General features: G+C 66.8%; 19 protein-coding genes. 17 read left to right on the top strand and 2 right to left on the bottom strand.

All coding sequences use genetic code 11. The annotated features are described in order from the left end of the window. Positions 1-191: 191 nt before the first annotated feature. From prsT to CSQ91_RS06415, 3 genes are read left to right on the top strand one after another with little or no spacing between them, the layout of a single operon-like run. Positions 192-2,975: an XrtA/PEP-CTERM system TPR-repeat protein PrsT gene (prsT, locus tag CSQ91_RS06425; RefSeq protein ID WP_099387726.1), complete on the top strand. Its 2,784-nt coding sequence runs from the start codon at positions 192-194 to the stop codon at positions 2,973-2,975. Between the two features lie 3 nt (positions 2,976-2,978). After that, the gene (locus CSQ91_RS06420) at positions 2,979-5,459 is read left to right on the top strand and encodes a hypothetical protein (RefSeq protein ID WP_099387725.1); all 2,481 of its coding nucleotides are present in this window, start codon (positions 2,979-2,981) and stop codon (positions 5,457-5,459) included. Continuing rightward, positions 5,456-6,220 carry a S1 family peptidase gene (locus CSQ91_RS06415; protein WP_092604857.1) on the top strand — a complete coding sequence of 255 codons (765 nt, stop codon included), beginning with the start codon at positions 5,456-5,458 and terminating at the stop codon, positions 6,218-6,220. Before CSQ91_RS06420 ends, CSQ91_RS06415 begins: the two co-directional genes overlap by 4 nt. A 4-nt stretch (positions 6,221-6,224) precedes the next feature. On the opposite strand, the gene CSQ91_RS06410 is transcribed toward CSQ91_RS06415, so the two are convergent. Beyond that, positions 6,225-6,971: an N-acyl amino acid synthase FeeM domain-containing protein gene (locus tag CSQ91_RS06410; RefSeq protein WP_070254398.1), complete on the bottom strand. Its 747-nt coding sequence runs from the start codon at positions 6,969-6,971 to the stop codon at positions 6,225-6,227. 200 nt (positions 6,972-7,171) lie between these two features. Then, entirely contained in the window at positions 7,172-7,795 is a 624-nt protein-coding gene (locus CSQ91_RS06405; RefSeq protein ID WP_070254397.1) for an XrtA/PEP-CTERM system exopolysaccharide export protein, read from the bottom strand. Positions 7,796-8,050: 255 nt separating this feature from the next. Between CSQ91_RS06405 and CSQ91_RS06400 the strand changes: the two genes are divergently transcribed. From CSQ91_RS06400 to CSQ91_RS06335, 14 genes are all read left to right on the top strand, one after another. Further along, complete coding sequence (locus CSQ91_RS06400; protein WP_099387724.1) at positions 8,051-9,580, top strand: XrtA system polysaccharide chain length determinant; 1,530 nt, start codon at positions 8,051-8,053, stop codon at positions 9,578-9,580. Between the two features lie 16 nt (positions 9,581-9,596). Then, positions 9,597-10,439 (top strand): XrtA-associated tyrosine autokinase, encoded by an 843-nt coding sequence (locus tag CSQ91_RS06395; RefSeq protein ID WP_099387723.1) that lies wholly within the window; start codon positions 9,597-9,599, stop codon positions 10,437-10,439. Continuing rightward, positions 10,423-11,961: a TIGR03016 family PEP-CTERM system-associated outer membrane protein gene (locus CSQ91_RS06390; RefSeq protein WP_099387722.1), complete on the top strand. Its 1,539-nt coding sequence runs from the start codon at positions 10,423-10,425 to the stop codon at positions 11,959-11,961. The genes CSQ91_RS06395 and CSQ91_RS06390 overlap by 17 nt, the downstream gene beginning before the upstream one ends. A 12-nt stretch (positions 11,962-11,973) precedes the next feature. After that, on the top strand, positions 11,974-13,134 hold the full coding sequence (gene wecB, locus CSQ91_RS06385; protein ID WP_099387721.1) for a non-hydrolyzing UDP-N-acetylglucosamine 2-epimerase: 1,161 nt from the start codon (positions 11,974-11,976) through the stop codon (positions 13,132-13,134). Then, a complete protein-coding gene (locus CSQ91_RS06380; RefSeq protein ID WP_099387720.1) occupies positions 13,131-13,988 on the top strand; it encodes an XrtA system polysaccharide deacetylase in 858 nt (285 codons plus the stop codon). The genes wecB and CSQ91_RS06380 overlap by 4 nt, the downstream gene beginning before the upstream one ends. Continuing rightward, positions 13,988-15,079, top strand: coding sequence for a FemAB family XrtA/PEP-CTERM system-associated protein (locus CSQ91_RS06375; RefSeq protein ID WP_099388589.1), 1,092 nt, complete (start codon positions 13,988-13,990; stop codon positions 15,077-15,079). The genes CSQ91_RS06380 and CSQ91_RS06375 overlap by 1 nt, the downstream gene beginning before the upstream one ends. A 15-nt stretch (positions 15,080-15,094) precedes the next feature. Then, positions 15,095-16,390, top strand: coding sequence for a TIGR03087 family PEP-CTERM/XrtA system glycosyltransferase (locus CSQ91_RS06370; RefSeq protein WP_257217237.1), 1,296 nt, complete (start codon positions 15,095-15,097; stop codon positions 16,388-16,390). Then, positions 16,387-17,961, top strand: coding sequence for an exosortase A (gene xrtA / locus CSQ91_RS06365; protein ID WP_099387719.1), 1,575 nt, complete (start codon positions 16,387-16,389; stop codon positions 17,959-17,961). The genes CSQ91_RS06370 and xrtA overlap by 4 nt, the downstream gene beginning before the upstream one ends. Next, the gene (locus tag CSQ91_RS06360; RefSeq protein ID WP_099387718.1) at positions 17,951-19,153 is read left to right on the top strand and encodes a TIGR03088 family PEP-CTERM/XrtA system glycosyltransferase; all 1,203 of its coding nucleotides are present in this window, start codon (positions 17,951-17,953) and stop codon (positions 19,151-19,153) included. The genes xrtA and CSQ91_RS06360 overlap by 11 nt, the downstream gene beginning before the upstream one ends. Before the next feature lie 10 nt (positions 19,154-19,163). Then, positions 19,164-21,125, top strand: coding sequence for an XrtA/PEP-CTERM system amidotransferase (locus tag CSQ91_RS06355; protein WP_257217235.1), 1,962 nt, complete (start codon positions 19,164-19,166; stop codon positions 21,123-21,125). Between the two features lie 3 nt (positions 21,126-21,128). After that, a complete protein-coding gene (locus tag CSQ91_RS06350; protein WP_099387717.1) occupies positions 21,129-22,367 on the top strand; it encodes a TIGR04063 family PEP-CTERM/XrtA system glycosyltransferase in 1,239 nt (412 codons plus the stop codon). After that, positions 22,364-24,799, top strand: a complete 2,436-nt coding sequence (locus tag CSQ91_RS06345) for a glycosyltransferase (protein ID WP_099387716.1) — start codon at positions 22,364-22,366, stop codon at positions 24,797-24,799. Before CSQ91_RS06350 ends, CSQ91_RS06345 begins: the two co-directional genes overlap by 4 nt. An 84-nt stretch (positions 24,800-24,883) precedes the next feature. Beyond that, complete coding sequence (locus CSQ91_RS06340) at positions 24,884-25,600, top strand: hypothetical protein (RefSeq protein WP_099387715.1); 717 nt, start codon at positions 24,884-24,886, stop codon at positions 25,598-25,600. Between the two features lies 1 nt (position 25,601). Next, positions 25,602-26,216 carry an RES family NAD+ phosphorylase gene (locus CSQ91_RS06335; protein WP_099387714.1) on the top strand — a complete coding sequence of 205 codons (615 nt, stop codon included), beginning with the start codon at positions 25,602-25,604 and terminating at the stop codon, positions 26,214-26,216. The last annotated feature ends 50 nt before the right edge of the window (positions 26,217-26,266 follow it).

Here is a 26,266-nt window from a genome sequence, read left to right as displayed (position 1 = left end):
GAGCATCGCCGTCCGGGAAATTCTACGGTTGCCGGTCCGGCCATTCTTGAGCGGGAACAAGAAACACGGGCCGGCGGCCAGCAGGCGCGCCGACAATCGGCGGCTTGTTGAGCGCAATCAAGGAGACCGGCGGCCATCTTTTTAAGCTAGGCCATGCCGATTCCTCATGCACGCCGTTACCGGAGACTTCCATGGCCCGTTCCCTGCCCCGCCCTTTCCCTGGCCTGCCTGCCGCCGCGCTGTGCTGCACCCTGCTGCTGCCCCTGCTGACGGCGTGCCACGGCACGCAGAGCAGCGAGACCCTGATGGCCGACGCGCAGCAGTACCGCCAGAAAGGCGAAGCACGGGCCGCCATCATCCAGTTGAAGAACCTGCTGCAGAAGGAACCGGACAATGCGGCCGCGCGCTTGCTGCTGGGCAGCATCTATATCGACACGGGAGAAGCGCTGTCGGCCGAGAAAGAATTGCGCAAGGCAAAGTCGCTGGGCCTGGCGTCGCAGCAAGTGATGCCATTGCTGGGCAAGGCTTGGCTGATGCTGGGCCAGTTCGACAAGGTGCTGGCCGAGATCGCCGACGATGCAGCGCAACCCGCCAGCGTGCTGGCCCTGCGCGGCGATGCCTTGCTGGCCCTGGGCCGCCGGGATGAGGCGCGCGCCCTGTACTCGCGCCTGCTCGAAGCCCATCCCGACCACGTCGAGGCCTTGCTGGGCCTGGCACGCCTGGCGGCGCTGGACCAGCAAGTGCCGGCGGCCGAGCTGCTGCTGGCGCAAGCCTTGAAAAGCGCGCCCGCCAACCTGGACGCCTTGCGCCTGCAGGGCGATTTGCTGCGCCTGCAAGGCAAGAACGGCGCGGCGCGGCTCGCCTACATGCGGATACTCAAGATCAAACCGGACAATACCCAGGCGCATATCGACCTGGCCAACCTCGACATCGTGGAAAAGCACTACCTGGAAGCGGCGGCCCAGCTGGCCACGGCGCGCAAGACGGCGCCCAACAGCCTGGGCTTGCTGCAGACGCAGGCGCTGCTCGACTTCCGCCAGGGCAAGAACAAGGCGGCCTTGCAAGCCTTGCAACTGGTGCTCAAGGCGGCGCCCGATCACATGCCGTCCATCCTGCTGGCCGGCGCCGTGCAACTGGCGCTCGGCTCGCCGCCCCAGGCGGAAACCTACCTGCGGCGCTTCCTGGCCGTGTACCCCAGGCATCTGTATGCCGTCAAGATGATGACCTCGATTGAGTTGATGCGCGGCAAGACCGATGCGGCCATCGGCTTGCTGCAACCGATGCTGGCCGCCTTCCCCGACGACGTGGAATTGCTGTCGCTGGCCGGCGAAGCCCACTTGCGCGCGCGCCAGTACGACAAGGCAACGGCGTATTTCGAACAGGCCAGCACCCTGGCGCCGGACACGGCCAGGCTGCACGCGGCGCTGGGTATCAGCCGCCTGGGCATGGGCGAGAACAGCCGCGCCATCAATGAACTGGAACGCGCCAGCATGCTCGACAAGAGCACGCCGCAAGCGGGCACCATGCTGGTGATGACCTTGCTGCGCAACAAGCAGAACGACAAGGCCCTGGCCAGCGTCAAGATGATGGAGCAACAGCAGAAAGGCACGAATCCCTTGCTGCTGAACCTGAAAGGCGGTGTCTACCTGGCCTTGCGCGACTTGCCCGCCGCGCGCGCCAGTTTCGAGCAAGCCCTGGGCATGGATCCCGTGTATTTACCTGCCTTGAACAACCTGGCACAGATCGACCTGGCCGAGAAAAAACCGGAGCAGGCGAAACAGCGCTTCGAGCGGGCGCTGGCGAAGGCGCCGAAAAATGCCGACCTGTGCGCGGCGCTGGCCAAGCTGGCCGCATCGGAGGGCAAGACGGACGAGGCGCGGCGCTGGCTCGAACGGGCCCACCGCGACAATCCCGACGCCGTCGCGCCGGCTCTGCTGCTGAGTAACTTTTACCTGAAGACGGGTGCGCCCGACAAGGCGCTGGAACTGGCGCGCACCCTGCAGACGGGCCATCCGGGCGACGCCGATGCGCTGGCCCTGCGCGCCCAAGTCGAGTACAGCGCCGGCCAGGCGCCGGCCGCACTCGACAGCTACAGCAAGCTGGCCAGCCTGCAAACCACCTCCGCGCCCTTGCAGATGCGTATCGCCAGCCTGCACCTGGCGCTGGGCGACCATCATCATGCGCTGCAAGCCGTCAAGCGGGCGCAGGCGCTTGACCCGGCCTTGCTGGAAGCGCGCGTGGTGGAAGTGGCCATGCTGCTGAACCTGAACCGCCAGCGCGAGGCGCTGGCCGTGGCGCGCCAAGTACAGGAACAGCAGCCGAAGCTGGCGGCCGGCTACAAGCTCGAAGGCGACGTGCTGATGGAGCAAAAGCTGCCGCAGCAAGCCGTCAAGCTGTACCAGCACGCCTTCGGCATCAGCCCCATCGGCCCCTTGCAGGTGCAGCTGTACCGCGCCTTGCAGGCGTCGGGACAGGACCGCGAAGCCGAGACGCGCATGGCCGCCTGGCTGAAAGCCCATCCGGAAGACTTGCCGACACGCACCTATCTGGCGGGTACCCGGCTGGCAGCGAAGCAATACCGCGCCGCCATCGAGCACTTCCAGTATGTCGTTGCCAAGGACACGGGCAACGTGGTGGCGCTGAACGACCTGGCCTGGGCATATCAGCAGGAAAAAGATCCGCGCGCGCAAGCCACGGCCGAGCAGGCACTCAAGCTGGCGCCCGACAATCCCGCCGTGCTCGACACCCTGGGCTGGATCGTGCTGGAGCAAGGCGACGTCAAGCGCGCCACGGCCCTGCTGCGCAAGGCGGCGGGCCTCGCGCCGAAGTCGCCCGAAGTGCAGTATCACCTGGGCGCGGCCCTGGCGAAATCGGGCGACAAGGGCGGTGCGCGCAAGCAACTGGAACAACTGCTGGCCGCCAACAAGGACTTTCCGCAGCGGGCCGCAGCGCAAGCCTTGCTGACCCAGCTTTAGGCCATGGCTGTGCACGCGGCCATGCCCGGTGTGGCGGCGCGGCCGCTGGCCTTGCTGGCGGGCACGGCCTGCGTGCTGGCCTTGCGCCATTATCCGCTGGGCCACGGCTGGCCCGGGCTGCTGTTTGCCGCCCTGCTGCCCGCATATTTCCTGCTGCTGTGCTGGCGCCCCGCCTGCTGGCTGTTTTGCGTGCCCGCCCTGCTGCCCGTGCTGGACCTGGCGCCGTGGACGGGCTGGTTCTTCCTCGAAGAAATCGACGTGCTGCTGTTGCTGACGGTAGCTTGCGGCTATTGGCGTCTGGGCAGGCCGGCCCGGGGCGCAGCGGCGCGCCTCTCGCCGGCCGCCCGTGCCTGTCTGCTGCTGTGCAGCCTGGCCTGGCTGGCGGCGCTGCTGCGCGGCGTCCTGCCGCTGCCGCAGCTCGAACTGAATGCCTGGGATAACTACCTGAGTCCCTATAACAGCTTGCGGCTCGGTAAAGCCTGGGCCTGGAGCATGCTGCTGCTGCCGATGCTGCTGCGCGACGCGAACCCTCCCGCCTTGCGCCGCTATGCGCTGCCGGGCATGCTGGCCGGGCTGGCCATGGTGTCCCTGTTCGCGCTATGGGAACGGGCCGTGTTTCCCGGCCTGCTGAACCTGTCCAGCGATTACCGCATCACGGCGCCGTTTTCCGCCATGCACACGGGCGGCGCGGCGCTGGACGGCTACCTGGCCCTGAGCTTGCCGTTTGCCGCACTGTGGCTGGCGCGCGCCCGCAGCCGCTGGCAGGCGGCGCTGGCCATGCTGCTGCTGGCCCTGGCCCTGCACGCGGCCTGCACCACCTTTTCACGGGGCCTGTACGCGGCCCTGGCAGCGGCCATGCTGCTGGCATTCTGGCAAGTTCTGCGGACGGCGCCCGGCGCGGCGCGGCCACCGCAAGGCCAGCGGCCCGTGCGCCAACTCTTGCTGAAGCTGCTGCTGGCCGGCCTGGGCACCGTCCTGCTCGCATACATGTTCAGCCTGGCCGGCTACCGGGGATTGCTCGCCGCCGCCGTTCTGCTTGCTGCCAGCTTCGTGCTGGCGGCGCGGCCCTTGCCGTGGCGCCTGGCGCCGGCCAGCCTGCTGTGCGCACTGTGCCTGCAGGGCTTGCTGGCCGCCTGGTGGCCGGAGCCGGCCAGCCAGCAAACGGCCGGCTGGCTGAAAGGCCCGTATTTCCTGTTCCTGCTGGCCGCCGCGCTGCTGGCGGGCGCGTTGTGGCCCAGTGGCGCTGGGGGAAAAGGGCCAGCCAGGCTGGGCCTGGCGATGGTGGCATGGACCATGCTGGCATGCAATCTCGCCTGGATAGGCTGGCACTGGGCCGGTGCTTCCGCCCTGGCGCCGGCCGGCCTGATGGTGCTGCTGGCCATGCTGATGCTGTGCAACGGACGCTTGCGCCCACCGCTGTGGCGGCTGGACCGGGCCAGCCTGAGCATCGCGGGCGCGGCCGGCATCCTGCTGCTGCTGGCGATACCCGTCTCGGCCAGCTATTACGCCACCGAACGTTTCGCCACCACCGCCTTCGACATGCAAGGCCGCTTGCGCCATTGGCGGCAAGTGCTGGCCATGCAGCCGTCCGCTTGGGACGACCGCCTGTTCGGCATGGGCATGGGCAGCTTTCCCGCCACCTATTACTGGCACAATCCCCAGCGTGAGGTGCCGGCCAGCATCGCCTATGCGGAAGATGGCGGAAGCGAGGAAAACCCGGGTAACCGCTATGTGCGCCTGGCCAGTCCCGGCTACAGCGCCGGCTATGGCGAACTGCTGCGCCTGCTGCAACGCCTGCACGTGCAGCCGGCCACGCGCTACACCCTGGCGCTCGATGCACGCCGGAGCGGGCCCATGCCCGTGCTGCTGGTGCGCCTGTGCCAGCGGCAATTGCTGTATGCGCAAGGCTGCGTGCATGTCCCGCTGCGCCTGCGCGCGCCGCCGGCCAGCACGTCGGCCGACACGTGGCAGCACTACGAGGTGCCGTTCGACAGCGCCTGGCTGGGCGGGGGCGCCTGGCTGCTGCGCCCGCCCGTGCAACTGGAACTGGCGGCCAGCGGCACGGCCACCTCGTCCGTGATCGAAGTCGACAATCTGAGCTTGCGCGCGCCCGGCGGCGAGGAATTGATCGCCAATGGGCGCTTTACACAGGCCAACAATTACTGGTTTTTCAGCAGCGACCACCATCACTTGCCGTGGCACATCAAGAGCATGGCGCTGCATGTGCTGGTGGAAACGGGCTGGTGCGGCGCCCTGTCCATGCTGGTCCTGCTGGCCGTGGCCGGCCTGCGCCTGCTGCGCCAGGCCGCGCAGCGCGATTCCTGCGCGCTGGCGTGCGCTGCCGCCCTGCTGGGTTTTCTCGTCGTCGGCCTGTTCGACAGCCTGCTCGACGTGCCGCGCATCGCCCTGCTGTGCTATCTGATGCTGCTGTGCGCGCTGCTGCAGCCCCCGCCACCTCCGACCGTTGAAAGCGCGCCGCCATGAAATTTCTGTCTTCCGTCCTATTGTTTTGCCTGGCCCTGGCCAGCGTGCCGTGCCGCGCCGAGGCGGCACTGGCGCAAACCATCGCGCGCGTGAAACCGTCCATCGTTGGCGTGGGCAGCCTGCAAAAGACGCGCACGCCGCCCATGAATTTCATCGGCACGGGTTTCGTGACGGGCGACGGCTTGAGCGTGCTCACTTGCGCCCATGTGATCCAGAAACTGCTTGACGCCAATCCGAACGAAATCATCGGCATACTCACGGGCCAGGGCGAGGTGGCGCAATTTCGTCCCGCCAAGGTCCAGGCGCTGGACACGGAACACGACCTGGCCTTGCTGCGCCTGGCGGGCGCGCCCCTGCCCGCCCTTGCGCTGGGCGACGCGGCCACGGTGCGCGAAGGCCAGGCCATGGCGTTTACGGGATTTCCGCTAGGCACCTTGCTCGGTTTGCACCACGTGACGCACCGCGCCACCGTGTCATCGCTGACGCCGGTGGTCATGCCCAGCGAAAACGCGCAGCGCCTCGACGTGCGGCGCCTGGCGCAACTGCAAAAGGCGCCGTACACCGTGTTCCAGCTGGACGCGACGGCGTATCCGGGCAGCAGCGGCAGCCCCCTGTTCGATCCCGAGACCGGTCTCGTCTACGGCATCGTCAACATGGTGTACGTCAAGGGCCTCAAAGAGGCCGCCATCAGCGCGCCCAGCGGCATCACATACGCGATTCCGGGCAGCTACATGCAGGCGATCTTGCTGAAAAACAAATGAGGTATCAGTTGCGCCCCTGCCTCAGCCGGTCCGTGATGCCAGGCTCATCCCATGTCGGAAAAAAAAAGGGGTAAAACGACCGTTCACCCCCATGCTGTTCCATCAGGCCACCGTATTTGCGGATCTGGGCCCCCATGTAATCGAGGTCCAGCCGTAGCAGCACGGCCGGCGCCCCCACGCGCGTGCACTCGCGCTCGCCGCCGAAGTCCTTGAAACCCAGCATGCGCTTGTAAAACACCACGTGGCGCGGGTTGACTTCGATCACATAATCCGTAAAACCGTGAATATTGTGGGCATAGATATAAGAAATATGAATCAGCGCCGCAAACACGCGCTTGCTCACGCCCTTGTCTATGGCCAGGCGTGATGGTTCGCACAGGCGCCGCCCCTCTTCGCGCAGCACGTCGAGCTTGTCGCGGAAGTTTTCATCGGCGGGCAGGCCTGTCTCGTCATTGTCGAGGCACAGGGTCATGGTGCCGACGGTGCTGCCGGCCGTTTCTGCAAACAGCGTGATTTTATTCAGGGCATGCGCGATGCCGGGATCGACGGCATAGCCGCGCCAGCCGTACATCTTGCGGATCAGCAAACTGGCCGCCTCGCGCCGGCCGCGCGAATTGGCCATGCGGATATGAAAGCGCTGCAGGTCGAGCTCATGCTCCATGGCAGGGTCGATCTGCCCCTCGCCCACCACCAGGTCACTGAAGGTGCCTGGCGTGTCGAAGGAAATAATGGGTTCATCTTCAAAGCTCATCTTGTCCTCACGTTCATCGGCCGCCGTCGAGACGGACTGAAGCCAATGCCTTGTGACAAGATAAAAACTGGAGAAGTTCCCACATCCAGCTAAAAAAACAGAAGAAATATGCTATTCAATAGCAAAATTGCATGCTGAAATTTGCCCGCAAGTACAAAATGACAAACAAAAATGCTGTTTTGATATTGTCGAGCTTGCTATTAAAAGAAGCTTTCCGGTATCAGCAGCACGTCGCCCGGCCGCATCATGACGTTGGCGGAAATATCGCCTTCTTTCAATAGATCATCGAGGCGCACGCGCAACTGCTGCTGGTTGCCTTCGCGCATGCGGATGATGCTGGCCTTGTTGCCGGCAGCAAAATCGGTAATGCCGCCCACGGCGATGAGCACGTCCATCAGCGACATGCCCAGCCGGTATGGCAGCGCCTGCGGCTTGGCCGCCTCGCCGATGACGCGGATCTGCTCGCCATACGGGCCCGAAAAATTGGTGACGATGACCGTCACCACGGGCTGCTGGATGAACTTGCTCAACGCTTGCTCGATGTCGCGCGCCAGCTGGGTCGAGGTCTTGCCGCTGGCAGGCAAATCCTCGACCAGCGGCGTGGTGATCTTACCGTCCGGCCGCACGGCCACCGTCAGCGACACTTCCGGGTTGCGCCAGACGATGATGTTGACGGAGTCGCCCGGTCCGATCAGGTAATCGTGCATGGGCGCGCTGTCGTCGGCCGGTGCCAGCGGATGGCGCGTGCGGCAGGCACCGAGCAGGCTGGCAGCGCCCGCCAGAACCAGCGTGTTGCAGACAAATGCACGGCGAAACGGATTCATGCGGAGCCTCTTCGAGTCGATGGCGCATCCATGGCCGGCCCCGCAGAACCAGCCTGGGCCGCGAACTTCCTATGATTATTAAAACTTGGCAAGAGAACCTTGAGGCGTATCAAGAAGCAATCATCTTGGGAAATCTTGCCTCACAGCCGCCCTATACTTTGCTTACCCAACAGGCAAGCATTTCTTGCAAGATGCCGTCGTTGTCCGCGCCGCCACCCCATCTACCGTGCAGCACCGTCACCTGAAGGAAGCGACATGGAAGAATTGATACAGCAACTGCTTTCCAGCCTGAAAGGTATCTGGAAATACCGCTGGCATGCGGTGCTGGTGGCGTGGCTGGTGGCCATCGCCGGCTTCATCAGGGTGATCACCCTGCCCGACGACTTCCAGACGTCAGCGCGCGTGTTTGTCGATACGCAAACCATCCTCAAACCGCTGATGGCCGGCATGACCAGCGTGCCGAACACGGAACAGCAGGTGGCCATCATGAGCCGCACCCTGCTCAGCCGGCCGAACGTGGAGCGCGTCATGCGCATGGTCGACCTCGACCTGGACTCGAAGACCGTGCGCGAGCACGAGGCCCAGCTCGACGACTTGATGAGCCGCATCAAGATCACCGGCACCAACGCCTATGACATCTACACCATCAGCTACAGCGGGCGCGACCCCAAGCTGGTGCGCGACGTGGTGCAAAGCCTGCTCACCATCTTTGTCGAAGGCAGTTTCCAGGGAAAAAAAGGCGATTCGCAGAAGGCGGTGCAATTCATCGACGAGCAGATCAAGAATTACGAGGACAAGCTGAGCGCGGCGGAAAACCTGGTGAAGGAATTCAAGATCCGCAACAACCTGCTACTGCCGCGCCAGGGCATCGACTATGGCAGCCAGCTGCTGATGTCATCCGATAGCCTGAACAATGCCAAGCTGGAACTGGTCGAGGCGGAACAATCGCGCAAGGCCATCCAGAGCCAGATCGAGGGCGACGAGCCCGTGCTCGACCTGGAGCCGAACGCTTCGGCCATCACGAATCCCGAACTCGACGAACGCATCGCGTCGATCAACAAAAACCTCGACAGCTTGCGCATGCAATTTACGGAATTGCATCCCGACATCATCGCCTCGAAGCGCCTGGTGGCCCAGCTGGAAGAACGCAAGATCGAGGAAAGCAAGCTGAAATCGGCGGCCGGCGACCCGGGCAAGAACTACAGCCCCATGCTGCAGCAGCTGAAGGTGGCGCTGACGGACGCGGATGCCAAGGTGGCCGCCATCAAGGCCCGCGTGCAGGAATACAGCGCGCGCAACGAGCGCTTGCTGGCGCAGAGCAATGCCGTGCCCGAAGTGGAGTCGCAGCTGGCGCAGCTCAACCGCGATTACATCATCAACAAGGAAAACTATGAAAAGCTGATCGGCCGGCGCGAAGCGGCCAAGCTGTCGGGCGAACTCAGTTCCACCACCGAGATGATGGCCTTCAAGATCATCGACCCGCCCACGGTCCAATATGCGCCCGTCGGCCCGAACCGTCCGCTGCTGTTCAGCGCGGCGCTGGGCGCGGCCCTGGTGGCCGGCGTCGCCACAGCCCTCCTGATCAGCCAGGTGCGCCCTACCTTCCTCAGTCCCGCCGAACTGCGCGATGCCACGGGCTTGAACGTGCTGGGCACGGTATCGATGAACTGGACGGCGCTGCAGCAGGTGCGCCGCCGCCGCGCCCGCTATGGCTTTGGCGCCTGCCTGGGCAGCCTGTTCGTGCTGTACGGCGGGGTCATGACGGCCGCGCTGCTGAAATTCTAGATCCAGGGGAGCGACAATGACCAGCAAGGACAGCGGCAAGCAGGAACCCACGATCCTGGGCGTGGCCGAGGCCGGCGTGCCGTATGCTGCGGACGGTGCGCAGGGTGCGGAGGGCGCGGACGCGGCCCGGTCGCCCCAGTACCGGCCCCTGAACCTGGCCCGGCTGGCCGAGCAAGGCATGCTCACGCACGATGGCGGGCGCAGCTCGGTGGCCGAGGATTTCCGCATCATCAAGCGCCCGCTGCTGCGCCAGGCGCGCGCCAGCGGCGCCGAGGCCATCCGCCACGGCAACCTGATCGTCGTCACCAGCGCCATGCCGGGCGAAGGCAAGACGTATTGCGCCATCAACCTGGCCATGAGCATCGCCATGGAAATGGATATCACGGTACTGCTGGTCGATGCCGACGTGGCGCGCCCGTCCGTGCTGAAAGTGCTGGGTCTGCCACCGGAACCGGGGCTGATGGACGTGCTGCTCGACCCGCAGCTGGCCATGGCCGACGTGATCCTGAAAACCAACGTTGCCAACCTGAGCATCCTGCCCGCCGGGCGCAGCAACAAGCACGCGACGGAATTGCTGGCCAGCCGCGCCATGAGCCGGTTGCTGGCCGAGATCGCCAGCCGCTATGCCGACCGCATCGTCGTCTTCGACTCGCCGCCCCTGCTGATCACCAGCGAGGCGCACGCGCTGGTGGGGCAGATGGGACAAGTGGTGATGGTGGTCGAGGCGGAAACGACGACCCAGCACGCCGTCAAGGAAGCGCTGCGCCAGATCGAGTCGTGCGAACACATTCATTTGATCTACAACAAGACCAAATCGTTCCCCGGCAACGACTACTACGGCTATGGCCATTACGATTAGCCGCGGGGTTTCGCTACCGCCACCGCTGCTGCTGCCCTTGCTATCCCTGCTGCTGCCCCTGCCGGCCGGCGCCGTCGACTGGCTGGTGAAACCGTCGCTACGCCTGCGCGAAAGCTATACGGACAACGCCTTGCGCGCCCCGCCCGGCCAGGCGCAATCGGACTTCATCACGGAAATCGCACCCGCCATCGCCCTTATCGGCACGGGTCCCCGCCTGCGCGTGCACCTCGATTACAGCTGGCACAAATACCTGTCCGGACAACGTGCCGATACGGACAACCACGAACTGGCCGCCTCGGCGGACGCCGAGCTGGTCAAGGACTGGTTCTTCATTGATGCGAACGCCAGCGTCAGCCGGCGCAACATCTCGCCGTTCGGCCCGCAATTGATAGCCGACCTGCCCGGCACGGACAATGCCAGCACCGTGCGCACCACCGGCATCAGCCCCTACCTGCGCCACCGTTTCCGCGGCCTGGTAACGGCCGAGCTGCGCTACACGCGCAACACGGTCGACAGTGGCGGCGCACTGCTGTCCGTGCACAGCGATGAAATGGAGTTACTGCTCAGCGGCGAGCCGCGCGCCAGCGGCTGGACCTGGAACGCCAGCCACGACGTGCGCCGCACGCAGGACAGCAAGCTGGCCCCCGTGCGCATGCAGCGCAGCAGCGTGGGCCTGCGCTATCCGTTCAGCAGCAAATGGGCGGCCACGGCCAGCGGCGGCATGGAAAAGGAAGGTTATCTGTCAAATACCGGCAAGGCGCCGGCAGGCCGCTTCTGGTCGCTGGGCGGCGTGTGGACGCCGTCGCCGCGCACCAGCGTGGCCTTCAGCACGGGCAAGCGCTTCTTTGGCCACACCTACAGCCTGGACGCCACTTTCCTGCAGCGCCATACCAACTGGCAACTCAATTACAGCGAAAACATCACCACCATGCCCACGCAATTTTCGCGCCTGGGCGACCGCGACGCAGGCCGGCTGCTCGATCAATTGTGGCGCGGCATCTTTCCCAACGCGCGCGACCGGCGCCTGCGCATCGATGCCTTCCTGCGCTACGCCAACAGCCTGGGGCCGGAACGGGGCGCCATCAATTACTTCAGCCACCGCTATTTCCTGCAAAAACAGCTGAAGCTGACGATGGCGCGCGCCACGGCGAAAAGCACGGTGATCGCTGGCGTCACGGCCGTCGACCGCACGGCGCAAACGGCCAGCGGCATCGACAGCGGCTTGCTGCCCGGCGTGGAGTTCGGCAGCGAAGACCGCACGCGCCAGATCGGCGGCAACGTGGGCTGGAGCTGGCAGGCCAGCTCGCGCACCAGCGTGACTGTCAATGCCGGCTACGCCAGCGTGCGCTCGCTGAGCGTGCCCCGGCGCGACAACAACATCACCCTGACGGCCGGCTACACGCGCATCCTGCAGCCGGACATGACGGCCAGCATCGACGTGCGGCACACGCGGCACGCCAGCCACCACGGCGGCGACTACCGCGAAAACGGCGTCAGCGCCACGCTCACCATGCATTTCTAAGGAGGCCGCAGCATGTCCGACCCCTCTCTTGTGTCCGCCGCGCCGGCGCACCTGCTGTGCGTGGTGGCCGCGCGCCCCAACCTGATGAAGATGGCGCCCATCCTGGCGGCCCTGGCCCGCCAGGCGCCCGCCGTGCGCGTGACCTTGCTGCATACGGGCCAGCACTACGACACGGCCATGAATGGGCAGCTGTTTATCGACTTGGACCTGCGTCCGCCCGACATCAGCCTCGACGTCGGCTCCGGCAACCACGCGCAGCAGACGGCCGAGATCATGCGCCGCTTCGATGCCGTGCTCGATGCGCAGCCGTCGCTGGCGCCCGATGCCGTGCTGGTGGTGGGCGACGTCAATTCCACCCTGGCGTGCGCGCTGGTGGCGGCCAAGCGCGGCACGCCCGTGATCCATGTCGAGGCGGGCCTGCGCAGCGGCGACCGGCGCATGCCCGAGGAAATCAACCGCGTACTGACGGACCAGTTGTCAAGCCTGCTGCTGACCAGCGAGGAAGGCGCGCGCGCCAACCTGTTGCGCGAAGGCATCGCTCCCGAACGCATCCATTTTGCGGGCAACGTCATGATCGACAGCCTGCGGCAACAATTGCCGCGCGCGGTCAAGCCCGCCACCACCCTGCGCGCCCACGGCCACGCCTGCCCGCCCGCGTATGGACTGCTGACACTGCACCGGCCGTCGAACGTGGATGAGCCGCGGCAACTGGAAGCGTTGCTGCAGGCGCTGGGGCAACTGTCAACCCGGCTGCCGCTGCTGTTCCCCATCCACCCGCGCACCCTGGCCGGCTTGCGCCTGGCGGGCCTGGAGCCACTGCTGGCGCGGTATGCCATCATCTGCCTGCCGCCGCTGGGCTACCTGGAAATGCTGGGCCTGATGCAGGAGGCGCGCCTGGTGCTGACGGATTCGGGCGGCATTCAGGAAGAAAGCACGGCCCTGGGCGTGCCCTGCCTGACCCTGCGCGCCAATACGGAGCGGCCCGTCACCGTCAGCGCTGGCACGAATACCCTGGCAGGCACGCAGCCGGCCGCCATCCTGGCGCTGGCGCGCAGCATCCTGGACACGGGCGGCAAGCGCGGCCGCATTCCGCCTCTGTGGGATGGCCACGCGGCCGAGCGCATCGCCGCCGTCATCGCGCCCTGGCTGGCGGCGCGCCGGGGCACGTCATGACGCCGCCTTCAGCTGTGATATTGCGCAACGCGCTGACCATCGATGTGGAAGACTATTTCCAGGTATCCGCCTTTGCGCCGCACATCGCGCGCGCCGACTGGCCCCACATGGAATGCCGGGTCGAGGCGAATATCGAGCGCATCCTGCTGCTGCTGGACGCGCGGCGCATCCACGCCACCTTTTTTACCCTGGGCTGGATCGCCGAGCGCTATCCGGCCATGCTGCGCCGCGTGGCCGCCGCCGGACACGAAGTGGCCAGCCACGGCTATGCGCACCTGCGCGCCTGCGACCAGTCGGTCGCGCAGTTTGCCGAGGATGTGCGCCACAGCAAGACTATCCTGGAGCAATTGACAGGGCTGGCAGTGCTTGGCTACCGGGCGCCCAGCTTTTCCATCGGCGCGGCCAACCTGTGGGCCTTCGACGTGCTGCAGGCAGCGGGCTACCGCTACAGTTCCAGCATCTACCCGATCCGCCACGACCATTACGGCATGCCCGATGCTCCCCGCTTCGCCTGGCGCCCGCGCGGGCCGCACGGCATGCTGGAACTGCCCGTCAGCACCGTGCGCCTGCGCGGGCGCAACCTGCCGGCCGGCGGCGGCGGCTACTTTCGATTGATGCCGTATGCACTGTCGCGCTGGCTTTTGCGACGCATCAATTCGCGCGACGGGCAAGCTGGCATATTCTATTTTCATCCTTGGGAACTCGATCCCGGCCAGCCGCGCCCGACGGGCCTGAGTGCCAGGACGCGCTTTCGCCACTACCTGAACTTGGGGCGCATGGAAGCGCGGCTGGAACGCCTGACGCGCGATTTCGCCTGGGACCGCATGGACCGTATTTTTCTGGAAAGCACATGATGCACGAGGCCAGCCTTGCCCCCGACCCGGTACAGTCCAGCACCGCCATCGCCGTGCGCTCCCTACAGGGGCACGAACATGGGCGCTGGGATGCCTTTGTCGACACGTGCCCGGAAGCGACCTTCTTTCACCGCGCCGGCTGGCAAACCATCATGCAGCAAGGTTTTAACCACGACAGCTATTTTTTGTACGCGGAACAGGATGGGCGCATCGCCGCCGTGCTGCCGCTGGCCCATCTGCGCAGCCGGTTGTTCGGCTCCTCGCTCGTCTCGCTGCCGTTTTGCGTGTACGGCGGCATCGCCGGCGGCAGCGCGGCCGTGCGCCGGGCCCTCGACAGCGCCGCGCAGGCGCTGGCCCGGCGCCTCGGCGTGGGGCAACTGGAATACCGCTGGCGCGAAGTGGAGCAACACGCGTCGGAAAATGCGGACTCTTCCTGGCTGCAGAAACCCCTGTACGCGACCTTCCGCCGCCCCCTGCATGCCGACGCCGAACAGAACCTGCTGGCCATTCCCCGCAAGCAGCGCGCCGTCGTGCGCAAGGCCATGATGGGCGGGCTGCACAGCGCCATCGACTATGACCTCAACCATTTCTACCCGGTCTACGCGGCCAGCGTGCACCGGCTGGGCACGCCCGTCTTCGCGCGCCGCCATTTTGCCCTGCTGCGCACGGTGTTTGGCAGCGATTGCGAGGTCCTCACCGTGTACCACGGCCAGCAGGCGCAAGCCAGCGTGCTGCTGTTCTATTTCCGCGATGAAGTGTTGCCCTATTATGGCGGCGGCAGCGTGCTGGCGCGCAGCACGGGCGCCAACGACTTCATGTACTGGGAGGCGATGCGCCGCGCCAGCGCGCGCGGCTACCGCCTGTTCGACTTCGGCCGCAGCAAGCTGGGCACCGGAGCATACGATTTCAAGAAGAACTGGGGTTTTACGCCGCAGCCGCTGCCGTATGCCTACAAGCTCGTGCGCGCGAAGTCCTTGCCGGACGTCAATCCCCTGAATCCGAAATACGCGCTGTTCATCCGCGCCTGGCGCCGCCTGCCGCTACCGCTGGCCAACCTGCTGGGGCCGCACATCGTGCGGCAACTGGGCTAAGCGACGGGACCCGCCATGCGTGAACTCTTATTCCTCGCCCACCGCCTGCCGTATCCGCCCAACAAGGGCGACAAGATACGTTCGTGGCACATGCTGCAATACCTGAGCCGGCATTTTCGCGTGCACCTGGGCTGCTTCATCGACGATGAAGACGACTGGCAGCATGCGAAAACCGTGGCCGCCCTGTGCGCGAGCACGCGCTTCATCGCCTTACGGCGCGGCACGGCCCGCTGGCGCGCCATGCAGGCGCTGCTGTCGCGCCAGGCCATGAGCGTGCAGTACTACCGCGATGCGCGCCTGCTGCAATGGGTCGATGGCTTGCTGTCGGACGGCAAGGTGCGCCACGCGCTGGCCTTTTCCGGGCCCATGGCGCAATACATCGACGGCAGCGCGGGCCGCGCCCTGCACCGCGTGATCGATTTCGTCGATGTCGATTCCGACAAATGGCGCCAGTACGGCGACAGCAAGCCCTGGCCCATGTCGCAGCTGTACCGGCGCGAAGCGCATCTGCTGCTGCAGTACGAGCGCCATATCGCCCAGCAATTCACGGCCGCCAGCTTCGTCTCGGCGGCCGAAGCGGCCCTGTTCCGCCAGTGCGCACCGATGGCGCGGCGCAAGACTGGATACGTCAATAACGGTGTCGACACGGGGTATTTCACGCCCATGCCGGCCCAGCCCGGCGTGTATCCACCGGGGGTGCAGGCGCTGGTGTTTACGGGCGCCATGGATTACTGGCCGAACATCGACGCCGTGCAATGGTTCGTGCGCCACGTCTGGCCCGCCCTGCGGCGCCAGTTCCCCCAGTTGCAGTTCTATATCGTCGGCAGCGCGCCCGTGCCCGCCGTGACGGCGCTGGCAAAGGTAGCTGGCGTGGTGGTGACGGGCAAGGTGCCCGACATCCGGCCCTACCTGGCCGGCGCAGCCTTGGCCGTGGCCCCCCTGCGCATTGCCCGCGGCGTGCAAAACAAGGTACTGGAAGCGATGGCGATGGGCAAGATCGTGCTGGCCACGCCGCAGGCGCTCGAAGGCATCGCCGCCCAGCCGGGCCTGGAACTGCTGCTGGCGCGCGACGATGCCGAATTCATCCACCATGCCGCGCGCGTGCTGCGCCATGCCCAGGATGGCGCAGCCGAAGGCAGCGGCGCGGCCATCGGCGCGGCGGCGCGCCAGCTGGTGCTACAGGATTACGACTGGGAACGCAACCTGCGCGGCCTGGGCGCCATGCTGGGTGTATCGGCCGAGGCCGGTACGGATACGCCTGCCAGCGGCGCCGCCGCGCCTTTGCTGCCCGTGCGGGAGCCATCCACATGAGTCTGCAACTCGACCAGCTGGCCCGCTTGCCGGATGCGGCCGTCTGGCCGCACGGCCAGGACCGGCAGCAAGCGTTGATGCTCCTGCTGCTGGCCCTGGCCGCCGTCGTGCTGCTGTACCACGCCACCTTCTGGTCGATGGTGGAACTGTGGTCCCGCTCGCAAACCTTCGCGCACGGCTTCCTGATCGTGCCCATCAGCTGCTGGCTGGCCTGGCGCCAGCGCGCCCGCCTGGCCGCGCTGGCGCCCCAGCCGTCGCGGCAGGGCTTGCTGCTGCTGGGCGCGCTGGGCCTGGCCTGGCTGCTGGCCGACGCCGCCAACGTGCCCGTGGTGGAACAGTATGCGGCCACCGCCATGCTGCCCGCCTGCGTGCTGGCCATCCTCGGCTGGCCGGCCGTGCGCCTGCTGGCGTTTCCACTCGCGTATCTGTTCCTCGCAGTGCCGTTTGGCGAAGTTTTCCTCGATCCCCTGATCGACTTCACGGCCGCCTTTACCGTCACCGCGCTGCAATGGACGGGCGTGCCCGTGTTTCGCGATGGCAGCAGTTTTTCATTGCCCACAGGGAACTGGTCAGTGGTGGAAGCGTGCAGCGGCTTGCGCTACCTGATCGCCGCGCTGGCCCTGGGCGCCCTGTTCGCGCATGTCAACTTCCGCAGCACGCGGCGGCGCCTGGCCGTCATGGCCGCCGCGCTGCTCGTGCCCATCCTCGCCAATGGCGTGCGCGCCTACCTGATCGTGATGCTGGGCCACCTGAGCAACATGCGCCTGGCCGTGGGCGTCGACCACCTGATCTATGGCTGGCTGTTCTTCGGCCTGGTGGCGTTGCTGCTGTTCTGGCTGGCCGCGGGCTGGCGCGAATTGCCGCTGGCGCGCGCCGTGCCGCCAGCCCGTCCCGGCGCCAACATCGCTGCGGCCAGCCCGCGCGCCGCCGTGCGCGCCAGCATCGCCTGCCTGCTGCTGGCGGCGCTGTGGCCGGCATTGGCGCTGGCCAGCCACCGCGACGACAATGCCAGGCTGCCCGCCATCGTGCTGGCCTTGCCCGATCCGCCCGCATGGCGCCGCCTGCACGCTGCGGCAGCGCCGTGGCAGGCGCCATATGCGGGCGCGCCCGCGCTGTTTGCCGCCACGTATGCGCGCCAGGACGGCGACGGCGCGCCCGTGGGGCTGCAATTGCACTGGTATGCGCGCCAGGCGCGCGATGCCGAACTGCTGACGCATCAATCCTCGCCATACGGCGCGCGCTGGACGCCATTGGCGCAGCGCGTGCAGCACGTCAACCTGGCCAGCGGTTCCATGGGCGTGCGCGAAAGCGTGCTGGCCCACGGCGGCGAGCGCCTGCTTGTGTGGCGCGTGTACCGCCAGGGCGGCATGATGACGGCCAGGCCCGTGCTGGTAAAACTGCTGCTGGCGCAAGCCAAGCTGCTGGGCAGGCGCCAGGATGGCGCCGACATCATCGTCTTTGCCGTCTACGACGAGCTGGCGCCGCCACCGCGCGCGCACCTGCAAGCCTTCCTGCGGGCAGCCTTGCCCGTCATCGAACAACGCTTGCAGGAGTTGCCGCATGGCCCTTGACCTCGTTAGCGGCGGCACGCAGGCGGCCAGCGCCGCCCCCCTGATCGTGCACGTGATCCACCAGCTCGACGTGGGCGGGCTGGAAAACGGCCTCGTCAACCTGATCAACCATTTACCGCCGGAACGCTACCGGCACGCCATCGTCTGCATGAAAAATGCCACCGCGTTTCGCCAGCGCCTGACCACCCCCGGGGTCGATGTCATCAGCCTCGACAAGCGCGAAGGCAAGGACTGGCGCCATTACCTGCACCTGTACCGCGTGCTGAAACAGCTGCGCCCGGCACTCGTGCACACGCGCAACCTGGGCTGCCTCGAAGCGCAATTGCTGGCCTGCCTGGCCGGCGTGCGCCTGCGCGTGCATGGCGAGCACGGGCGCGACATGAGCGACTTGCACGGCACCCGCCGCAAATACCGGCTGCTGCGCAAATGCATGCTGCCGCTGGTGCAGCACTTCATCGCCGTCAGCGCCGACCTGGGGCAATGGCTGGTCGATGCCATCGGCGCGGCGCCCGCGCAGGTGTCGCACATCGGCAATGGCGTCGACAGCGTGCAATTCCATCCGCGCCTGGGCCCGCCGGCCGCCGTGGGCCCGCCCGGCTTCCTGTGCAATGGCGCCTTCGTCATCGGCAGCGTGGGCCGCATGGCGGCCGTCAAGGATCACGCCTCGCTGGTGCACGCCTTCATGCTGTTGCTGGCGCAGCCGGGCGCCCGCGCGCGCCTGCGCCTGATCATCGTCGGCGACGGACCGTGCCGCCAGGCTTGCCTGGATCTGCTGCGGCAGGCCGGCGTGGCCCATCTTGCCTGGCTGCCCGGCGCGCGCGACGACGTGGCGCAGCTGCTGCGCGCCATGGACCTGTTCGTGCTGCCATCTCTGGCCGAAGGCAGCTCGAACACCATCCTCGAAGCGATGGCGACGGGGCTGCCCATCGTCGCCACGCAAGTGGGCGGCAATGCGGAACTGGTGCAGTCGGGCTGGAGCGGCACTCTGGTGCCGCCCGGGTCGCCCGAGATGCTGGCCGACGCCATGCTCGACTATTACAGCATGCCCGAACTGGGCCCGCGCCACGGCGCGCGCGGGCGGCGCCAGGTGCTGGCCGAGCACAGCCTGCCCGCCATGGCCTGCGCCTACCTGGCCGTGTACGACCGCCTGACGGGCGCGCGCCAGCCCTCCCCCCTGTCCACCATTCCCTGAAAGGCCTCCCATGTGCGGCATCAGCGGCATCTTTGATTTGCAGGGCCAGCGCGACATCGACGTGCTGCTGCTGGCGCGCATGAACCACAGCCTGCGCCACCGCGGGCCGGACGAAGGCGGATTGCACCGCGAACCGGGACTGGGCCTGGCGCACCGCCGGCTGTCCGTGATCGACCTGGCCAGCGGCCAGCAGCCGCTGTTCAACGCCGACCGCAGCATCGCCATCGTCTTCAATGGCGAAATCTATAACTATCGCAGCCTGATGGCGGAACTGCGCCAGTTCGGCCATCCCTTCCGCACCAGCAGCGACACGGAAGTCATCGTCCACGCCTGGGAGCAATGGGGCGAGCAATGCGTGCAGCGCCTGCGCGGCATGTTCGCCTTCGCCCTGTGGGACCGCCGCCGCCACCTGCTGTTCCTGGCGCGCGACCGCCTAGGCGTCAAACCCCTGTATTACGGCGAGGCGCAGGACGGCACCCTGCTGTTCGGCTCCGAACTGAAAGCCCTGCTCGCGCATCCGGCCATGCCGCGCGCGCTCGACCCGCTGGCCGTGGAAGAGTATTTCGCCTACGGCTACGTGCCCGAACCGCGCAGCATCTTCCGGCACGCGCGCAAGCTGCCGCCCGGGCATACGCTGTCGATTCGCGCCGGCCAGCCGCTGCCCGCGCCGCAATCGTACTGGGACATCCCGTTCACGCCGAATCCGCCCGCCAGCGAGGCGCAGGCGGCCGACGAATTGCTGGCGCGCCTGCGCGAAGCCGTGCGCATCCGCATGGTGGCCGAAGTACCGCTGGGGGCCTTCCTGTCCGGCGGCGTCGATTCGAGCGCCGTCGTGGCGCTGATGGCCGGGGCCAGCGCCACGCCAGTCAACACCTGTTCCATCTCGTTCGGCGACCCGGCGTACAACGAAGCGCGCTACGCCGACCTGGTGGCGCGCCGCTACGCCACGGCGCACCACGCGCGCCAGGTCGAACAGGACGACTTCGAGCTGATCGACCTGCTGGCCAATTTGTACGACGAACCGTTCGCCGACAGTTCCGCCATGCCCACCTACCGCGTCTGCCAGCTGGCGCGCCAGCGGGTCACGGTGGCCCTGTCGGGCGATGGCGGCGATGAAAGCCTGGCCGGCTACCGCCGCTACCGCCTGCACACGCGCGAGGAAAAAGTGCGCAAGGCGATGGACCCGCTGCTGCCGGCCGGCTTGCGCCAGTCGCTGTTCGGCACCCTCGGGCGGTGGTACCCGAAGGCCGACTGGGCGCCCCGCTTCCTGCGCGCCAAGACCACCTTCGAAGGCCTGGCGCGCGACACGACGGACGCGTATTTTCACGGCGTCAGCCTGCTGGGCGACGCCATGCGCGCGCGCCTGTTCAGCCCCGAGCTGCGGCGCAGCCTGCACGGCTACCGCGCCGTGGAAGTGCTGCGCCGCCACGCGCTGGCCAGTCCCGCGCAGGATCCGCTGTCGCAGGTGCAATACCTGGACTTGAAAACCTACCTGCCCGGCGACATCCTGACGAAAGTCGACCGGGCCAGCATGGCGCATGCGCTGGAAGTGCGCTCGCCGCTGCTCGACCATGAACTGGTGGCGTGGATGTCCGGCCTGCCGCCGCAGTTCAAGCTGCGGCGCGGTGTAGGCAAGTACCTGCTGAAAAAAGCCCTGCGCCCGCTGCTGCCCGACAGCCTGCTGTACCGCCAGAAGATGGGCTTTTCCGTGCCGCTGGCCGACTGGCTGCGCGGCCCGCTGCGCCAGCGCCTGCACCAACGGCTGCTCGGTCCCACCCTGGCGCAATGCGGCCTGTTCGACATGGACTACGTGCGCCTGCTGCTGGAACAGCACGCGAGCGGACGGCGCGACTACAGCGCGCCCCTGTGGGCGCTGCTGATGTTCGAAGCGTTCCTGCGCCAGGTTGCAACGGGGTCAGACCCAACGGATCTGACCCCAGCCGTCCCTGTAGCCGCCGCCGTCCCAGGTTAATCCATGCGCATCCTGCACATCCTCGACCACTCGCTGCCCCTGCACAGCGGCTACACCTTCCGCACGCTGGCCATCCTGCGGCAGCAGCGCGCGCTGGGCTGGCACACCATGCAGCTCACCAGTGCCAAGCAGGGACCGTCCGATGGCGCGCAGCAGCTGGTCGACGGCTGGCATTTCTACCGCACGGCGCCCGATGCGCGCTGGTGGGCGCGCCTGCCCGTGCTGCGGCAAGCGGCTGTCATCATCGGCCTGGCCGTACGCCTGCGCCGGCTGGCGCAGCGGATCAAGCCCGACATCCTGCATGCGCATTCGCCGGCCCTGAACGCCATCGCGGCCCTCAACGCGGGCCGCGCGCTGGGCATCCCCGTCGTGTATGAAGTGCGCGCTTTCTGGGAAGACGCGGCAGCCGACCATGGCAGCAGCCGGCCCGGCGGCCTGCGCTACCGGCTCACGCGCGCGCTGGAAACCTACGCGCTGCGCCGCGCCGATGCCGTCACCACCATCTGCGACGGCTTGCGGCGCGAGCTGTGCGCGCGCGGCGTGCCCGCGCATAAAATCACCGTGATTCCGAACGCCGTCGATGCGGGCGCCTTCAGCGTCACGGCATCCGGCGACCTGTGGCTGGCGCATAAACTGGGCCTGCATGGCCATCTGGTTCTCGGCTTCATCGGCTCGTTCTATGCCTACGAAGGACTTGCCCTGCTGCTGCGCGCCATGCCGCGCCTGCTGGCGGCGCAGCCGGCATTGCGGCTGCTGCTGGCCGGCGGCGGGCCGCAGGAAGCGGCGCTGCAGGCGCTGGCGGCGCAACTGGGCATAGCCCACGCGGTGGTCTTCGCGGGCAGAGTACCGCATGCGCAGGTGGCCGCCTATTATCAGCTGGTCGACATCTGCGTGTATCCGCGCCTGCCCATGCGCCTGACGGAGCTGGTGACGCCCTTGAAACCGCTCGAAGCGATGGCCCAGGGCCGCCTGGTGGTGGCGTCCGACGTGGGCGGCCACCGCGAACTGGTCGAGCATGGCAAGACGGGCATGCTGTTTCGCGCCGGCGACGCCGAGGCGCTGGCGCAAGCCATACTGGCTTTGCTGCTGGCGCCCGCCAGCTGGCCCGCGCTGCGGCGACAGGCGCGCGCCTTCGTCGAGACGGAGCGCAGCTGGGGCGCCAGCGTGGGCCGCTATGCGCCCGTGTATGCGCGCGTGGCGGCGGCCCGCATGGCGGTGAATGCGGCCGGAGTCATGCCATGATCTTCACGGGCCTGCGCATCGCGCTGGTCGGTCCGCTGCCGCCGCCGGCCGGCGGCATGGCGAATCAGACGGCGCAACTGGCGCGCAAGCTGCGCGACGATGGCGCGCAAGTGCAGCTGCTGGCTGTCAACGGCCCCGCGCTGCCGCCCTGGCTGGCGCGCATCCGCTACCTGCGCGCGGCGCTGCGCCTGCCCCTGCTGCTGTGGCGCCTGTGGCGCACGGCCAATACGGTCGACCTGTTCCACATCATGGCCAATTCCGGCTGGTCCTGGCACCTGCAGGCAGCGCCCGCGCTGTGGATCGCCAGCCTGAAAGGCAAGCCTGCCCTGCTCAATTACCGGGGCGGCGAAGCGGCCGCCTTTTTCGCCCGCTCGCCGCGCCTGGTGGCGTTCAGCCTGCGCCGCGCCAGCGCCATCGTCGTGCCCTCGGCCTACCTGGCCGGCATCTTCGAGCAATATGGCCATACGGCCCACATCGTACCGAACGTGGTGGACTTGCAGCGCTTTGCGCCAGCTGCGCCACGTGCGCCGTCCGGGGACGGCCCGTCCATCCTCGTGGCGCGGCACCTGGAAAACCTGTACGACAACGCCAGCGCCGTGCGCGCCTTCGCCATCGTGCGCGAGGCTTTTCCCGCGGCGCGCCTGGTATTGGCCGGCGGCGGGCCGCAGCGCGCGGCGCTGGCGCGTCTGGCCAGCTCCCTTGGCGTGAAGGATGCCGTGCGCTTTGCCGGCCACGTCGACAATGCCGCCATGCCCGCGCTGTACCAGGCAAGCGACATCGTCCTCAATCCCAGCCTGGCCGACAACATGCCCAATTCCGTGCTCGAAGCGCTGGCCTGCGGCGTGCCCGTCGTCAGCACCAATGTGGGCGGCATCCCCGCCCTGCTGCAGGATGGCGTGACAGCGTTGCTGGTGCCGCCCGGCGAGGCGCCCGCCATGGCGCAGGCCATCCTGGCGCTGCTGCGCGACCCGCCGCGCGCGCGGCGGCAAGTGCAGGCGGGCCTGGCGCACGCCGCCACCTTCGGCTGGCCCGGCATCGCGCCCAAGCTAGCCGCGCACTACCGCCGCATCCGCGCCGCCCCGCGCCCCGGCGCCTACACGCGCTGCGTCGCCCGCTGGCTATTTCCCCTGCATGAATGGTGCAAGGGCCACCACAGCGCGCGCCTGCTGCGCCGGCTGGAACGCTCGCAATGGTGGAGCGCGCAGCAGCTGGAAGCGTGGCAGCTGGCGCGCCTGCGCGCGCTGCTGCGCCACGCGGCCGATCACGTGCCGCATTACCGCGCCCTGTTCGCCCGCAGCGGTTTCGATCCCGGCCAGGTCAGGCAACTGAGCGACCTGTCTCGCCTGCCGCTGCTGCGCAAGGGCGATATCGCCGCCGCGCGCGACAGTTTCAAGTCGGCCCGCGCCGTGGGCTTGCGGCCGTTCGCCACGGGCGGATCCAGCGGCGAGCCGCTGCAGTTTTTCCTGGGACGGCGCAGGGTCAGCCACGACATCGCCGCCAAGTGGCGCGCCACGCGCTGGTGGGGCGTCGACATCGGCGACCGCGAAGCCGTGTTGTGGGGTTCGCCCATCGAGCTGCATGCGCAAGACCGCGTGCGCCGCCTGCGCGACGCGCTGCTGCGCACCACCCTGCTGCCCGCGTTTGCCATGTCGCCGGCGCGCCTCGATGGCTATGTCAGGCAGTTGCGCCGCTGGCGTCCGCGCATGCTGTTCGGCTATCCGTCGGCCCTGTGCCGCATCGCCAGCCACGCCAGCGCGCGCGACCTGCCGCTCGACGGCCTGGGCGTGAAAGTGGCGTTCGTCACGGCCGAACGCCTGTACGACGAGCAGCGCGCGCAGATCGCCGCCGCCTTCGCCTGCCCCGTGGCCAACGGCTACGGCGGGCGCGACGCGGGCTTCATCGCCCACGAATGCCCGGACGGCGGCATGCACATCACGGCCGAAGACATCATCGTGGAAATCCTTGATGGCCACGGCCAGCCGCTGCCGCCAGGGGCCACGGGCCAGATCGTCGTCACCCACCTGGCCACGCAGGATTACCCCTTCATCCGCTACGCCACGGGCGACGTGGGCGCGCTGGGTACCGAACCGTGCGCCTGCGGCCGCGGCCTGCCCCTGCTGCAGAGAATCGAAGGCCGCAGCACGGATTTCCTCACGGCGGCCGATGGCACCGTCATGCATGGCCTGGCCCTCGTCTACATCGTGCGCGAACTGCCGCAAGTGCGCAGCTTCAAGATTATCCAGGAAAGCCTGCTGCGCACGCGCGTGCTGCTGGTCTGCCTGCCGCGCCTGGACGACGCCACCCGCGCCGCCATCGTCACCGGCTTCCAGGCCAGGCTGGGCGCGCAAGTGGACATCGCCATCGAGGAAGTCGACGAGATCGCGGCGGAGGCGTCTGGGAAGTACCGCTATGTGGTGAGCGAGGTGGCTTGACGCCGATACGCCATGACAGATAGTTGTTTTGGTTGTCGATATCAAATTTTGGAGTAGAATTTGGTATCGTAACTGGAGGGTGTCATGGCAAAGTTGGAAGCGCCAAAGCTGGCGAAGGCGAAGAGTACGCATCGAATGGCGGTATCTGACGCGAGCAAGGTCCTGGGTGATTCGATCAAGAAAATCAGGGCGAAAGGTATTGACCTTGGCGAGGGCTACTTCCTGGTCAAGATACGGCGCACCAAACGGTCAGCCCAGCCTGCGCGTGGTGCAGATATGGCATTTGTACCGCAACAGCTGCCGGGCGTGCCTGCCGTGTCCCATGCAGATCTCCAGGAACTGATCCAACGATACCAGCGCCCGCATGCAATACAAGCTCAAGCTGGCGCAAGTACGGTGCCGCCAGCGAACCAGGCATTCCTTGATCAGTTTTCCCACCAGGAACTGGAAAGGTATGCGCGCCTTGAAAAGAAAGGTGAACTGATCGACTCCCGGACACTGGCCGGGCAGATGGGCGTGACACGGCAGGCGATCAGCAAGGCGGTGACGGAGCAGCGGATGTTTTCTCTCGATAGCGTCGCAGGCAAGAAACTTTACCCTGCCTTCTACGCCGATCCTGCGCTGAACCGCCGGCAGCTCGGCAAAGTCAGCAAGGAATTGGGACATTTGGCCGGTTCCAGCAAGTGGCAATTCTTCACCCATCCGCGCATGTCGCTCAATGGCAACAGTCCGATCAATGCCTTACGGAAAGGAAGATACGCGGACGTCGTCGCCGCAGCGATAGCGTTCCGAGAGGCATGATATGGCGGCGACCAGGCTGAAGCCGCCTCCAACAGTGCTGGCAACGAGCGCCACACTTCCCGTTGTCGGACTGCCAGTGCCCTGCCTGTACCGCATCTCGGGTCATGCGACTGGCGAACCCTATTTCGGTTGCAGCGGAGGAAATCGCTTTGATGCGCCAGGTTGCAAGACAGGCAATCCGGAGTACGGCACTTGCTATCTGGGGCTGAGCTTTGAAGTCGCGCTGGCTGAGTCCCTGTTGCACGATGCCGTACCTGTGAAGGGCGCATTTCCTATCGCAAAATCCGAGATTGACCGCCGATGGGTACATCAATTCAGTGGCGATTTGAGATTGTTTGACCTGACGGGCCATTTGCTTAAGCAAATGGGAGGACATGCGGGATTGACAGGCACATCAAGTTATATCCAGCCTCAGCAGTGGGCGCTGGCCGTGTATCGCAATCCGCTCCGGGTCGATGGTTTCCTGTATATGTCGCGTCATCTTACGAATGAAAAAGCCGTCGTGATATTCGATCGCGCCAAGCCCCATCTCACCGCTGCGGGCGAACCTGTCCAGCTGATCGCAGCACCGAAAATGCCGGATGCCATGCGCCTATTCAATATCACTCCTGCGTGATATGGCCAACGGTCAGAAAAAAACAAAAGCCCTACCTGCTGTCGAAAGTT

It is taken from the genome of Janthinobacterium sp. BJB301, assembly GCF_002735685.1.
Taxonomy (GTDB): Bacteria; Pseudomonadota; Gammaproteobacteria; order Burkholderiales; family Burkholderiaceae_D; genus Janthinobacterium; species Janthinobacterium lividum.
The sequence above is the reverse complement of the archived record's forward strand: the minus strand, read 5'-3'. Positions and strand labels throughout refer to the sequence as shown.

What these genes read in the sequence shown, in the direction of transcription:
- CSQ91_RS06345 (WP_099387716.1), top strand. Translation starts at nt 22,364, where the DNA reads ATGATCTTCACGGGCCTGCGCATCGCGCTGGTCGGTCCGCTGCCGCCG.
- CSQ91_RS06420 (WP_099387725.1), top strand. Translation starts at nt 2,979, where the DNA reads ATGGCTGTGCACGCGGCCATGCCCGGTGTGGCGGCGCGGCCGCTGGCC.
- CSQ91_RS06405 (WP_070254397.1), bottom strand. Translation starts at nt 7,795, where the DNA reads ATGAATCCGTTTCGCCGTGCATTTGTCTGCAACACGCTGGTTCTGGCG.
- CSQ91_RS06355 (WP_257217235.1), top strand. Translation starts at nt 19,164, where the DNA reads ATGTGCGGCATCAGCGGCATCTTTGATTTGCAGGGCCAGCGCGACATC.
- CSQ91_RS06370 (WP_257217237.1), top strand. Translation starts at nt 15,095, where the DNA reads ATGCGTGAACTCTTATTCCTCGCCCACCGCCTGCCGTATCCGCCCAAC.
- CSQ91_RS06390 (WP_099387722.1), top strand. Translation starts at nt 10,423, where the DNA reads ATGGCCATTACGATTAGCCGCGGGGTTTCGCTACCGCCACCGCTGCTG.
- CSQ91_RS06410 (WP_070254398.1), bottom strand. Translation starts at nt 6,971, where the DNA reads ATGAGCTTTGAAGATGAACCCATTATTTCCTTCGACACGCCAGGCACC.
- CSQ91_RS06375 (WP_099388589.1), top strand. Translation starts at nt 13,988, where the DNA reads ATGCACGAGGCCAGCCTTGCCCCCGACCCGGTACAGTCCAGCACCGCC.
- CSQ91_RS06350 (WP_099387717.1), top strand. Translation starts at nt 21,129, where the DNA reads ATGCGCATCCTGCACATCCTCGACCACTCGCTGCCCCTGCACAGCGGC.
- CSQ91_RS06340 (WP_099387715.1), top strand. Translation starts at nt 24,884, where the DNA reads ATGGCAAAGTTGGAAGCGCCAAAGCTGGCGAAGGCGAAGAGTACGCAT.
- wecB (WP_099387721.1), top strand. Translation starts at nt 11,974, where the DNA reads ATGTCCGACCCCTCTCTTGTGTCCGCCGCGCCGGCGCACCTGCTGTGC.
- CSQ91_RS06380 (WP_099387720.1), top strand. Translation starts at nt 13,131, where the DNA reads ATGACGCCGCCTTCAGCTGTGATATTGCGCAACGCGCTGACCATCGAT.
- prsT (WP_099387726.1), top strand. Translation starts at nt 192, where the DNA reads ATGGCCCGTTCCCTGCCCCGCCCTTTCCCTGGCCTGCCTGCCGCCGCG.
- CSQ91_RS06360 (WP_099387718.1), top strand. Translation starts at nt 17,951, where the DNA reads ATGGCCCTTGACCTCGTTAGCGGCGGCACGCAGGCGGCCAGCGCCGCC.
- xrtA (WP_099387719.1), top strand. Translation starts at nt 16,387, where the DNA reads ATGAGTCTGCAACTCGACCAGCTGGCCCGCTTGCCGGATGCGGCCGTC.
- CSQ91_RS06400 (WP_099387724.1), top strand. Translation starts at nt 8,051, where the DNA reads ATGGAAGAATTGATACAGCAACTGCTTTCCAGCCTGAAAGGTATCTGG.
- CSQ91_RS06335 (WP_099387714.1), top strand. Translation starts at nt 25,602, where the DNA reads ATGGCGGCGACCAGGCTGAAGCCGCCTCCAACAGTGCTGGCAACGAGC.
- CSQ91_RS06395 (WP_099387723.1), top strand. Translation starts at nt 9,597, where the DNA reads ATGACCAGCAAGGACAGCGGCAAGCAGGAACCCACGATCCTGGGCGTG.
- CSQ91_RS06415 (WP_092604857.1), top strand. Translation starts at nt 5,456, where the DNA reads ATGAAATTTCTGTCTTCCGTCCTATTGTTTTGCCTGGCCCTGGCCAGC.